Here is a 12,410-nt window from a genome sequence, read left to right on the forward strand (position 1 = left end):
CTACCCGGTCCCGCCCGTTCACGTTCCGGTCAGGTTCGATTCATTCATGGGAATAGAATCAGGGGATGCCCCGGTTGGGGAGATCGACCCGCCGCTCGGCGGCCTGACCTGAAGGAACGACCTCTATGACCACCACCGCCACGGACATCCCCGGCTACCGCCCCGGCGTCTGGGAGCTCGACCCCGCGCACAGCGAGGTCAGCTTCGTCGTCCGCCACATGATGATCTCGAAGGTGCGCGGCGCGTTCGACATCAAGCGCGCGACCCTCACCGCCCCGGAGAACCCCCTGGAGGCCTCGCTCACTGCGCAGGTGGATGCCGCCTCCCTCACCACGAAGGACGCCGGCCGCGACGAGCACCTCCGCTCCGCCGAGTTCTTCGACGTCGAGAACCACCCGACGATCGACTTCGTGTCGACCGGCGTGCGCATCGAGAACGGGGACTTCCTCGTCGACGGCGACCTGACCATCCGCGGCACCACCAAGCCCGTCACCTTCGACGTCGACTTCGGCGGCTTCGGGTCGGACCCGTGGGGCAACTACAAGGCCGGTGCGACCGCCAAGACGGTCATCAACCGCGAGGACTTCGGCCTGACGTGGAATGCGGCCCTCGAGACCGGCGGCGTGCTCGTCGGCAAGGACGTCACGATCGAGCTCGACCTGCAGGGCGCTCACCAGGCGTGACACCTGTCTGAGAGGGGGCGGCGGCTGCGGCTGCCGCCCCCTCCGTCGTCCTCGGCCGACGCCGGAGGCGGTCCTGCGCGAGGAGGATGCCGAGGAAGACGATGACCGCTCCCGCGGGTTCGTTCCAGTGCAGCGGCTCCCCGAGGATCACGATCCCGAGTGCGACGCCGACGACCGGGGTGATGTAGGTGACCGTCGATGCGCGCGTGGGTCCCCACGCGCGGACGGTGTTCTGGCTCCAGATGTAGGCGATGCCGGTGCCGAGGCAGCCGAGCAGGATGACGCTCGCGACGACGGGGACGTCGACCCGCACGGGAGACAGCGCCACCGCGGGGGTGAGGGCGACCATGATCGCCGCGGCGATCCCGATGTTGAGGAACGAGAACGTCAGCGCCGTCATGCCGGAGGCGGAGACGAAGCGTCGCATGTACGCGAGGCTGAACCCGTAGCACGCGGTCGCGCCCAGGATCGCGAATGACGGCACCGGACTCTCTCCATCGCTCGCGCCGGGCCCGATGATCACGGCGACGCCGACGATGCCGAGCAGGATGCCGAGGATCTGCGTGCCGCCCAGGCGCTCGACGCGGAACACCGCCCAGGCCATGACCGCGGTCATGATCGGGGTGGTCGCGTTGAAGATGCTCGCGAGCCCGCTCGTGACGTACTGCTGAGCCCAGGAGAAGAGCAGGAACGGCGCGACGCAGAACGACACCGCGAGGATCGTCATGTGGCCCCATATCGAGAGACGCCGGGGAAGACGGTCTCGACGGAGAGCGACGAAGATTCCCAGCGTCAGGGCGCCGAGGACCAGGCGGGACCACGCGACCTGGCCGGGCGACATCCCCGTCAGCGCGACCTTCATGAACAGGAAGCTGGATCCCCAGATCGCTCCGCACAGGATGAACTGCACCGCGATCGAGACGCGGGACCCTCGAGCGAGGTCGCGGGCGGGGGAGGTCATGGCCACCGGCCGACTCTAGCGCCGGCGTCGGACGTCGCCCAGCCCCACCACCTGGTAGACTCGTGCAGTTGCCGTTGGATCGGCCGCGGATAAAGAGAGCTCACGCACCCTGCGTCGGGCGCCGCGCAACAAGCAGAGAGGGGATCGAATCTATGGCACTTGAAGCAGATGTCAAGAAGGCGATCATCGAAGAGTACGCGACGCACCCCGGTGACACCGGATCCCCCGAGGTGCAGGTCGCGATGCTGTCGCAGCGCATCAAGGACCTCACCGAGCACCTGAAGCAGCACAAGCACGACCACCACTCGCGTCGTGGGCTGTTCCTGCTCGTCGGTCAGCGCCGCCGTCTGCTCGGCTACCTCCAGGACATCGACATCGAGCGCTACCGCTCGCTGATCGAGCGCCTGGGTCTGCGTCGCTGACGCGACCAGAAGCCGAGCACCGCGTCCGACGCGGAGCACGCACCAGCGTTCAATCGCGCAAAACTTTCTTGGAAGGCCGCCCCAGGTGTGGGGCGGCCTTCGTCGTTCCCCCGGCATCTCACCGTTCGTTACACGAGCACCGGGTGGGGGAAACACCTGTGAAATCTCTCTGAGTAACGTGTGTGCCAGGGCTCATGCCCCACACGGTCCCCCTCCTCCAGCCCTCCCGGCGACCCCCGGACGGCTCTCCCTGGCGTACCCGCAGACGGGCGCGGCGGCCGTGATCCCCCCGCATCCCCCGGAAGGACACCGTCCGTGCACTCATCCCTTCGCAGCGTCTCCCGACGCCTGCGCCGCGCCGCAGCCGTAGGCACCGTCTCCGCGGTCGTGGCGTCCGGCCTCGTGGCCGCATCCGTCGTGGCCGCGGCTCCCGCCGTCGCCGCCGACAAGCCCAAGGTCACGATCGTGGCCACCGGCGGCACCCTGGCCGGCAAAGCCACCGGGCGCGACACCTACACGAGCTATCGCGCCGGAACGTATCCGATGTCGGACCTCCTGGCCGGCATCCAGCCCGAGGTCTCCGCCTTCGCCGATGTGGACGTCGTCCAGTTCGGCAACGCCGGCTCGGGCGGCTACACGATCGCGCAGTACCGCGACCTGACGATGGCGGTCGAGGCGGCCCTCACGACCTCGGACGCCGTCGTGGTCACCACCGGCACCGACACCATGGAGGAGTTCGCCTACTGGCTCGACCTCACGGTGCAGAACAAGAAGCCGGTCGTCATAACCGGGGCGATGCGGCCGTGGGCGGCCGGCGACACCGCCGCGGATGCGATGGTGCTCGGGTCGGACGGTCCGGCGAACCTGCTCCAGTCGATCCGCCTCGCCGCCAGCCAGTCGACCTTCTGCTTCGGTACCGTGCTCATGCTGAACGACGAGATCCACGCGGCACGCGACGTCACCAAGGGGAACTCGACGCGCAACGACACATTCGTCACGCGGATGTCGGGCGTCCTCGGCTGGATCGACGGCGCGAACGTGGTGGTCAACCGCGCACCCGCCCGCGTCCTCGACTGCGCGTCGGAGGACTGGTTCACCCCGTTCGACCTCGACGAGGTGTCGGGTGATCTTCCGCGGGTCGAGATCTTCTACAACTACCAGGCGGCCGGGGGAGAGGCGATCGCCGCCTACGCCGCAGCGGGTGTGAAGGGTATCGTCACCGCCGGAACCGGTGCCGGCGGCATCTCCGCCGCGCCGGGCCGTGAGCGCACCGCCGCCATCAACAACCAGGGCATGTGGTTCGTCAGCACGACCCGCACCGGGAGCGGATCGGTGACCGGTGGCTCGGGCAACATCATCCCCGGCGGCGACCTGCTTCCCCAGAAGGCGCGACTCCTCCTGCTGCTCAGCCGGGCGTTCACCGAGGACGTCGCCGTCGCCCGCGGGTGGTTCTCGGACTTCGGCAACCCCTCGTTCAGCACCGCCTCCCTCGCCGGCTCCGTCGACCCGCTGCCCGGCGGTTCGACCCCTGACCCGGAGCCCACGCCGACCGGGGAGCCGACCCCCACGGGGGAGCCGACGCCGACCGGCGAGCCCTCGCCGACGGGCGAGCCGACCCCGACCGGGGAGCCGACCGCGGAGCCCACGGCGGAGCCGACGGGTGAGCCCACCCCCACCGCTCCGGGCGCGGTCGCCGGTGGCGGCAGCGGGGGCTCCGACGGCGGAGCGCTCGCCGTCACGGGCTTCGGGGGCATCGGCGCCGTGGCGCTCGCCGCCCTCATGATGCTGGGCGCCGGCATCGTCGCCGTCGTCCGTCGACGCCACCGTCACCTCGCCGAACAGGTGATCTCGCACTGATCCGACACGACGATGCGGCCACCGGGGCACCCCGGTGGCCGCATCGTCGTGTCTCAGGCGACGCCGTCGTGCGCCGCGCGTCGCGCGAGCAGATCCGAGTGATGGATCTCGGCCACGTCGGGGTGCGCGCGGAGCCGCGACTTCAGGGCGTTGTCCCCGAACACCGCGTGGATCGGGTTCGCGGGGTCCTGCGTGACCCCGCGGGCGGCTGCGGCGAGGTCGTCCGGCAGTTCGATGAGGGGCAGGCGCGCGTCGAGGCCGGGGTTGAAGAAGAACGGAACGGAGATCCGGTCGTCCGGGAAGCGCGGCGACACGACGCGATGATTCGTCGCGATGAGATAGCCCTGGGTGGCGTACTCGAGCATCTCGCCGATGTTGACCACGAACGCCCCGTCGACCGGGGGCGCATCGACCCAGGCGCCGGCCTTTTCCACCTGGAGACCACGGCGGCCCGGCTCCACCCAGAGCAGGGTCAGAACGCCGGCGTCCTTGTGGGCTCCGACCCCCTGCTGCGGCTCGGGCTCGGTGCTTCCGGGATAGCGCACGACCTTCAGCAGCGTCGCCGGTTCCGCGAAGGAGGCGTCGAAGAACTCCTCGGGCGCACCGAGTGCTCGCGCCCATGCGCCGAGGAGTCTGCGGGAGATCGCGATGAGGTGCCGCTGCCATTCCTCGAGGACGAGCCGCAGCTCGGGCTGTGCCGCGGGCCAGAGGTTCGGTCCGATGAGCCGGGCGTGATCGGGCGCTGCCGGATCCTCCACGGCGGGAAGTTCGGGTCCGACATCGATCTGCTCGCGCCAGTCGACGCGGCCCTGGGTGCGTTCGCCGCCCACGCGCGTGTACCCGCGGAAGTGCGGGCTGCGGATGTTCTCGATCGACAGCTTGTCCGCATCGGGGAGGGCGAAGAAGGCGCGGGAGACCCGCAGCAGGTCCTGCTCGAGTCGGGGTGGGATGCCGGTTCCGGTGAGGTAGAAGAAGCCGACCTCGTGCGCCGCGCGACGCAGCTCGGTGCGGAACCGGTCGGCGCTCTCCGCGCCGGCGTCGAGATCGGAGAGGTCGAGGATCGGCAGGGAGAGCTCGGACATGCCACGACGATACGCCGTCGGCCGCGAGTCGTCGGAGCGTGTTGCCCCGCGTTACCGCCCGGGTCGCCGCGCGCCCGTGGGATCCACGCCGCGGCCCTCGCGTCCGGCGAGCGTCGGGTCGGCGAACAGCCAGGCCGGGCGCGGCTCCACCAGGGGGCGGAAGATGCGGCGGACGGGCGCGGAGGAGAGGAGCACGGCGATGCCCACGGAGGCCAGCAGGACCAGCGGGAGCCATATCCAGTCCGGACGGGCGTCGCGGAGGACGTCCGTCTCGCGGAAGGGATAGAGCACGAAGGTGTGGAGGAGGTAGACGTACATCGTGTACTGGCCGAGTGTCGTCCATCGCTTCTGCCCCCGCGGGATGAGGACGAAGAACGCGGCGCTGAGCACGAGCGCGACGACGATCAGCAGCAGGCGCACGCCGCCGGCCCACCACGCGGCCACGCCGAGGCTCGAATAGTCGTCGCGGTAGAACATCCACGTGCCGAGGCCCACCTGGCGCCACGTGTCGGAGAAGAGCCACGCGCCCGCGATCGCTCCGGCGAGGATCGCCGCCGCGGACACGACGACCGGCCACGGGCGGGGGCGGAGGAGTCGATGGCGCGCGACGATGTCGTGCTCGCGCAGCCACCATCCCAGCGTGAAGAAGGGGAGCAGGCCGAGCGCGCGCGACAGGGAGAACGTCGCATCGACGTGGGTGAGATACCCCGCGCCGACGGAGATCGCGACGGTCCACAGGAGCGGCCACCGCAGGAGCGCGAGGTAGGGGAGGGCGACGCGGAAGATGGCCAGCGCCAGGAGGAACCACAGTGTCCACGACGGCTGGGTGAGATCGATCCCGGGGTCGCCGTCGATCGCCCAGGACAGCAGCGACCAGAGACTTTCGAAGATCACGTACGGGATCACGATGTCGGTCAGGACGCGCGCCATCTGACGGGACGTGGGAGCCCCGGATTTGGAGAAGTAGCCCGCCATGATCGCGAAGGCCGGCATGTGGAAGGCATAGATCGCCAGGTACACCGCGTACGCGGCATCCGAGTCGTAGGTGAGGCGCTGGATCGCGTGACCGGCGACGACGAGGATGATGGCGGCGAAGCGCGCGTTGTCCCAGAACGGGGTGCGCGTCTTCGGTGCGGCGGTGGTTTCGGTCATGACGCCGCCACGTTACCCCGGGAGGAGCGCCGGGAATACTCTGGAGCGGTCGGCGTTGCACGTGATGCATTCATTTGCATAGATTGTCCCGGGCGATCCCGAGGACCCAGAGCGGAGAGATCGTGAACGACACCACCCCGTGGCCCGCGATGCAGTTCGGCATCTTCACGGTGAGCGACATCACCGAGGACCCCACCGACGGACGCACCCCCAGCGAAGCGGAGAAGATCCGCAACACCGTCGCCGTCGCCAGGCACGCCGAAGACGTGGGACTCGATGTCTTCGCGCTCGGCGAGCACCACAATCCTCCGTTCTGGTCGTCGTCCCCGACCACGACGCTCGCCTACATCGCCGGGCAGACCGAGCGGCTGCTCCTGTCGACCGCGACGACGCTGATCACCACGAACGACCCGGTGAAGCTCGCCGAGGACTACGCGATGCTGCAGCATGTGTCCGGGGGCCGGACCGATCTGATCCTCGGTCGGGGCAACACCGGTCCGGTCTACCCCTGGTTCGGGAAGGACATCCGCCAGGGCCTGGCCCTCGCGATCGAGAACTACAACCTGCTCCACCGCCTGTGGCGGGAGGACGTCGTGGACTGGGAGGGACAGTTCCGCACACCCCTCCAGGGCTTCACCTCGACCCCCCGACCGCTGGACGGCGTGCCCCCGTTCGTCTGGCACGGGTCGATCCGCACCCCGGAGATCGCCGAGCAGGCCGCCTACTACGGTGACGGCTTCTTCGCGAACAACATCTTCTGGCCGAAGGAGCACTACCAGCGTCTGATCTCCCTCTACCGGCAGCGCTTCGCCCACTACGGCCACGGGACTCCCGAGCAGGCGATCGTGGGCCTGGGCGGCCAGGTGTTCATGGCGAAGAACTCGCAGGATGCCGTCCGCGAGTTCCGGCCGTACTTCGACAACGCGCCGGTGTACGGGCACGGGCCGAGCCTGGAGGATTTCAGCGAGATGACCCCGCTGACGGTCGGGTCCCCGCAGCAGATCATCGACCGTTACGCGGGCATGAGGGAGACGTTCGGGGACTACCAGCGCCAGATGTTCCTCATCGATCACGCGGGTCTTCCGCTGAAGACCGTGCTCGAGCAGCTGGACATCCTCGGCGGCGAGGTGGTCCCGGTGCTGCGGCGCGAGCTGGCGAAGGACCGTCCGGTCGAGGTGCCGGACGCGCCGACCCACGCTGGCCTGGTCGCACGCGCCTACGGCGACGCCGCCCCGCGCGAGGCTGTTCCCGGCGGCAACCGCGGCGACAACCTCACGGCGGGTTCCCCCTATCGTGACGTGGCCCCGCGGGAGACCGCGGGTGTTGCGGGCGGATCGGCGTTCGGCGCCGCAGCGATGCGGAAGGGTGCCTGAGATGACACGTCGGATCGCGGTGGTCTCCGCCGGACTCTCCAGCCCGTCCTCGACCCGGCTGCTCGCCGACCGCCTGTCGGCGGCGACGGTGGCGGCGCTCGCGGAGCGCGGCGTCGAGGCGGAGGTCGATGTGTTCGAGCTGCGCGATCTCGCGCACGAGATCACCGACAACCTCCTGACGGGTTTCGCTCCGCCGGCGCTCTCGGGTGTCATCGCGCGTGTCGTGGCCGCCGACGCCCTCATCGCCGTGACGCCCATCTTCTCCACGAGCTACTCGGGACTGTTCAAGTCCTTCATCGACGTCCTCGAGCCCACCTCGCTCACCGGGAAGCCCGTACTCCTGGGCGCGAACGCCGGCACGCCCCGGCACTCGCTCGCGATCGACTACGCCATCCGGCCGCTGTTCGCCTACCTGCATGCCGAGCCCGTGTCGACGGGCGTGTTCGCGGCGTCGAGCGACTGGGGGGCGGATGCCGACACGGTGACTCCGCTCGGCGCCCGCATCGACCGGGGCGCGCGCGAGCTCGCCGACGCGATCGTCGGTCGGGCGCCCGCTGCCGCGGCGGATCCGTTCGACCCCGCCCACTATCTCGGCGAGGGGCGTTCGTTCGCGGACCTGCTCGGAGGAGGGACCGGCTCCTGACGGGTACCGGCCCTCTCAGCGGCGCCAGCGGTACTCCGACTCCGGTCTGCCCGGAGCGCCGTACCGCGCACCCCGCTCGATGCGGCCGGCCTCGACCAGGTGCTCGAGATACCGTCGTGCGGCGACCCGCGACATGCCCAGCCGCTCGGCAATCTCTGTCGCCGATGACCATGCCCCGTCGTGTCCGCGCACGTCGTCACGGACGCGGGCGAGCGTGGTCGCGGAGAGACCCTTGGGGAGGGTGACCGCGGCCGCCGGGCGCGACGCACCGAGCAGCGCATCGATCTCATCCTGTGTCGCGGGCCCCGCGGCATCCGTCGCCCGCCGGTGGAACAGGCGGTACTGCTCGAGGCGTTCGTGGAGCGCCGCGAAGGTGAAGGGCTTGACGAGATAGTGCGTCGCCCCCAGGCTGATCGCCTGGCGCACCACGTCCGCGTCGCGCACCGACGTGATGGCGATGACGTCGACCTCCGCCCCGTGGGCGCGGAGGTGGCGGAGCACGTCCAGGCCGGAGCCGTCCGGCATCGTCATGTCCAGGAGGATGAGGTCGACGCCGGCCCCCGCCGCGTCCTCGAGCACCGCGGTGACCGCCGCGCGCGCTCCGGAGCATTCGGCGACGACCTCGAACCCTTCGATGCGGTCGATGTATCCGCGATGCAGCTCCAGCGTCAGGGCCTCGTCGTCGACCAGCAGCACGCGGATCATCGCGGGGTCTCCGTCGGCAGGACGATGCGGAAGGTCGTCGGGGTGCCCTCGGCGAGCACGAGCGATCCTCCGACATCGTCCACGACGCCGCGGACGAGCGCGAGGCCGAAGCCGCGTCCGGTCTCGCCGGTGGGTTTGGTGGAGAAGCCGCGCTCGAAGATGCGCTGCCGGAGCTGCGGCGGGACGCCGGTGCCGGAGTCGGCAACGGTGAGGAGGAGTTCGTCCTCGCTGGTGCGCGCCATCGTGAGCGAGACCCATCGCGGCTCCGGCCCCGCCGCCGCGGCGTCCAGCGCGTTGTCGACCAGGTTGCCGACGAGCGCGACCTGATCGACCGGGGTGAGGAGCGATCGTGGGGCATCGGGTGCGATCTCGGCCGTCCATCGGATGCCGCGTTCCTGAGCCTGCGAGGCCTTGCCGAGGAGGAGCGCGCCGACGGTCGGGTCGCCGTCGACGCGCGCGGCGACATCGTCCACCAGCATCTGACTCTGCCGGGCGGACGCGGTGAGCAGGCTGACGGCCTCCTCCGTCCTGCCGAGCTCCAGAAGCGCGACGGCGGTGTGCATGCGGTTGCCGTGCTCGTGCGTCTGCGCGCGGAGCGCCTCCCCGAGGGTGCGCATCGACGCGGCGGCGGCGAGGGTGTCGCGCACGGCGCGCGCCGGAAGGTCCCCGGTGACGCGCCGTGTCGCGCGGCGGGCGAGAGCGGCTCCCCCGAGACCCGCGGCGACGAGCCCTGCCGCGATCCCGATGGCCACGAGGACCCGGGGAAGGACGGCCTCGCCGATCGATCCGACGGTCACCCCGACCGCGACCCAGCCCACGATGCCACCGGACGTGCGGATCGGCGCGATCGTTCGCACCGAGGGGCCGAGGGTTCCGGCGAACTCCTCGGTGAGGGGAGCGTCCGACGTCGGGATGGTCCCGATGTAGGGCAGACCGATCTGCGTCGGATCACGGTGGGTGATCCGGATGCCGCCCACGTCCATGACGGTGACGAAGTCCGCCGGGGTGCCCTCCACGACGCCGACGGCGACCGGCTGCAGGGCCTCCGTCGCGCGTGCGGGATCGTCGTCGGCGACCGCGTCGACCACCGTGGGGCTGACGGACAGGGTGTAGGCGATGGCCGCGGTGACGCGCTCGGCCTCGGATCGCGCGGCGCGCTGAGCCTCCCAGAGGAGTGCGCCGACGGTCAGCCCGGCGACGGCGACGACGGCGATCACGACGACCGCGAAGACCCGGGAGGCGGCGCTGCCGCGCGCGAATGCACGGTCGGTCATCGTCATCCCCTCCGCGCGTCGTCGCGAGTCCCCTCCATCCGATCACACCCGGGGACGACCGCGCGAGAGACCGATACGACCGAAATCCGAGCGGCGCGGGAACCCGACCCTCCGGCGCGGGATGACGGTGCGGGGAGCAGAGGATGAACAGTGTCGGAAACCTGCGCGGAAGAGCCTTCGCCCGGGGTGCCGCGAGGTCACCCTGGTCTTGTGAGAGTCGCGCTCCTGGCCGAGTCCTTCCTTCCGCATATGAACGGCGTCACCGGTTCCGTTCTGCACGTCCTGCGCCACCTCTCGGACGCCGGACACCAGACGCTCGTCATCGCGCCCCGGTCCGATGATGCGGACGACCCGAGCGCCGGCCACGGCGTCTCGGCGGCACTCCGGACGTCTGCGGCCGGAGCTCCGCTGTACGGTGCCCGGACGGCCCTGCTGCGGTCGGTGCCGCTCCCCGGGTATCCGCAGGTGCGCGTGGTGTTCGCCCGGGCGGCGCGTCTGGTGACGATCCTCCGCGCTTTCGAGCCGGACGTGGTCCACCTCGCTTCGCCGTTCGTGCTCGGATGGCAGGGTGCCGCCGCCGCCGACACCCTGCGCGTGCCGACGGTCGCGATCTACCAGACGGATGTCGTCGCCTACGCACGCCGGTACGGACTTCCTCACGCGACCTCCCTCGTGGAACAGCACACCGCGCGCCTGCACCGCCGGGCGACGCTGACGCTCGCGCCCTCCACCGCGTCGCTCCGGCAGCTCGAGGAGCTCGGCGTCGACCGTCTTCGGCACTGGGGGAGGGGCGTCGATGCCGACCTTTTCGCCCCGCACCGGCGCGACGAGGGCGTGCGCGCGCGCCTGGCGGGCGGCGACCTCGTGATCGGCTACGTCGGCCGCCTCGCACCCGAGAAGCAGGTGGAGGATCTCCGCGTCCTCTGCGACATCCCCGGAGCGCGGGTCGTGGTCGTCGGCGACGGTCCGTCACGATCCGCTCTCGAGCGGGCGATGCCGTCGGCGGTGTTCACCGGGCACCTCGCCGGGGAGGAGCTGGCGCGCACCCTCGCGGCGTTCGACGTCTTCGTGCACCCCGGAGAGAGCGAGACCTTCGGCCAGACGATCCAGGAAGCGCTCGCATCCGGTGTTCCGGTCGTGGCCACCGGTACCGGTGGGCCCGTCGACCTCGTGCGCTCGAGCGTCGACGGATGGCTGTATCGGCCGGGCGACCTCGGCGATCTGCGCGCGCGGGTCGTGGACCTGGCCGGTGACGCCGGCAAGCGTCGCGCCTTCGCCCTCGCCGCCAGGGAGTCCGTGCGGTCGCGATCGTGGGCGGCGCGCGTCGGAGAACTCCTCGGGCACTACCGGGACGCGCAGGCGCTCCGCCCGATCGACGATGCGCTCCTGCGCCGCGCGGGCACACGTCCCGCGGCGCCGTCCCCCGTGGTCCGCTCCGCGGTGCGCTCCTCGTTGCCGTGGCGCCGCTACGTCGCCCTCGGCGACTCTCTGACCGAGGGGCTGTGCGACAGCTCTCGGGAACCGCGGGGCCGCTACCGGGGGTGGGCCGACCGGCTCGCGCAGCTCCTCGCCCATGCCGGCGACGACGGAGTCGGACTGAGGTACGCGAACCTGGCGGTCCGCAGTCGGCGCGTCCGCGACCTCACCGCGGATCAGGTCCCTCGCGCTCTGGAGTTGCGTCCCGACCTCGTGTCGGTGTTCATGGGCGCGAACGACCTCGTGGGGCACGCGGCGGATCCGGTACGCCTCGCCCGGGAGCTGCGTGCATCCGTGGAGACGTTGCGGGCGTCGGGCGCCGATGTGCTCCTGGTCACTCCCTTCCTGCCCCGGCGCCGGGCGGCGCGCATCTTCGGACGGCGATTCGCGGTGTTCGCCTCGGAGCTGCGCAGCATCGCCGCCGAGACGGGAGCGATGCTGCTGGATCTCGAGGCGCTCCCGGAGATCGGCGACCCCGCCATGTGGGCGGACGACCGTGTGCACCTTCGCTCTCGGGGGCACCGCTTCCTCGCCTATCGCGCCGCGGATGTCCTCGGCGTGCCCGATGCCGAGGCTCTGGGAGAGCTGGAGGCGGCTCTCCACGAGACCTTCGACCCTCCGGCATCCGGGGCGTGGATGACGGTGCACGCCCTCCCGTGGGTCTGGCGGCGTATGCGCGGGCGCACGGCGGGGGACGGCGTCCGTGCCAAGCACGACGATTACGTCCTCGTCGGGCGCCGCGGCCGGGCGGCGGCGCCGCACTCCGGGTGACGTGCACGGCG

Annotated in this window: 11 protein-coding genes; 6 read left to right on the top strand and 5 right to left on the bottom strand. The window is 70.9% G+C overall.

The genetic code is table 11. The features are described 5' to 3' along the window. Positions 1-125 precede the first annotated feature (125 nt). Positions 126-683 (top strand): YceI family protein, encoded by a 558-nt coding sequence (locus tag ABXJ56_RS11825; RefSeq protein WP_353999853.1) that lies wholly within the window; start codon positions 126-128, stop codon positions 681-683. On the opposite strand, the gene ABXJ56_RS11830 is transcribed toward ABXJ56_RS11825, so the two are convergent. Continuing rightward, a complete protein-coding gene (locus ABXJ56_RS11830; protein WP_354000019.1) occupies positions 643-1,644 on the bottom strand; it encodes a DMT family transporter in 1,002 nt (333 codons plus the stop codon). The two genes, ABXJ56_RS11825 and ABXJ56_RS11830, sit on opposite strands and share 41 nt — an antisense overlap. A gap of 152 nt (positions 1,645-1,796) precedes the next feature. On the opposite strand from ABXJ56_RS11830, the gene rpsO reads away from it, so the two are divergent. Both rpsO and ABXJ56_RS11840 read left to right on the top strand, forming a co-directional pair. Further along, entirely contained in the window at positions 1,797-2,066 is a 270-nt protein-coding gene (gene rpsO, locus ABXJ56_RS11835) for a 30S ribosomal protein S15 (RefSeq protein ID WP_053547576.1), read from the top strand. Positions 2,067-2,381: 315 nt separating this feature from the next. Beyond that, positions 2,382-3,923 (top strand): asparaginase domain-containing protein, encoded by a 1,542-nt coding sequence (locus tag ABXJ56_RS11840; protein WP_353999854.1) that lies wholly within the window; start codon positions 2,382-2,384, stop codon positions 3,921-3,923. Positions 3,924-3,976: 53 nt separating this feature from the next. On the opposite strand, the gene ABXJ56_RS11845 is transcribed toward ABXJ56_RS11840, so the two are convergent. Further along, the gene (locus ABXJ56_RS11845; protein ID WP_353999855.1) at positions 3,977-5,005 is read right to left on the bottom strand and encodes an isopenicillin N synthase family dioxygenase; all 1,029 of its coding nucleotides are present in this window, start codon (positions 5,003-5,005) and stop codon (positions 3,977-3,979) included. 51 nt (positions 5,006-5,056) lie between these two features. Beyond that, the gene (locus tag ABXJ56_RS11850) at positions 5,057-6,157 is read right to left on the bottom strand and encodes an acyltransferase family protein (RefSeq protein WP_353999856.1); all 1,101 of its coding nucleotides are present in this window, start codon (positions 6,155-6,157) and stop codon (positions 5,057-5,059) included. A gap of 149 nt (positions 6,158-6,306) precedes the next feature. Between ABXJ56_RS11850 and ABXJ56_RS11855 the strand changes: the two genes are divergently transcribed. Beyond that, positions 6,307-7,530, top strand: a complete 1,224-nt coding sequence (locus tag ABXJ56_RS11855) for an LLM class flavin-dependent oxidoreductase (protein WP_435404995.1) — start codon at positions 6,307-6,309, stop codon at positions 7,528-7,530. Between the two features lies 1 nt (position 7,531). Next, entirely contained in the window at positions 7,532-8,173 is a 642-nt protein-coding gene (locus ABXJ56_RS11860) for an FMN reductase (protein WP_353999858.1), read from the top strand. Positions 8,174-8,188: 15 nt separating this feature from the next. On the opposite strand, the gene ABXJ56_RS11865 is transcribed toward ABXJ56_RS11860, so the two are convergent. Both ABXJ56_RS11865 and ABXJ56_RS11870 read right to left on the bottom strand, forming a co-directional pair. After that, positions 8,189-8,878: a response regulator gene (locus ABXJ56_RS11865; RefSeq protein WP_353999859.1), complete on the bottom strand. Its 690-nt coding sequence runs from the start codon at positions 8,876-8,878 to the stop codon at positions 8,189-8,191. Continuing rightward, positions 8,875-10,152, bottom strand: coding sequence for a sensor histidine kinase (locus ABXJ56_RS11870; protein WP_353999860.1), 1,278 nt, complete (start codon positions 10,150-10,152; stop codon positions 8,875-8,877). The genes ABXJ56_RS11865 and ABXJ56_RS11870 overlap by 4 nt, the downstream gene beginning before the upstream one ends. A gap of 210 nt (positions 10,153-10,362) precedes the next feature. Here ABXJ56_RS11870 and ABXJ56_RS11875 point away from each other — a divergent pair, with 210 nt between their 5' ends. Beyond that, positions 10,363-12,399, top strand: coding sequence for a GDSL-type esterase/lipase family protein (locus ABXJ56_RS11875; protein ID WP_353999861.1), 2,037 nt, complete (start codon positions 10,363-10,365; stop codon positions 12,397-12,399). Positions 12,400-12,410 lie beyond the last annotated feature (11 nt).

This window comes from Microbacterium aurantiacum (assembly GCF_040532595.1).
GTDB classification, from domain to species: Bacteria; Actinomycetota; Actinomycetes; order Actinomycetales; family Microbacteriaceae; genus Microbacterium; species Microbacterium chocolatum_B.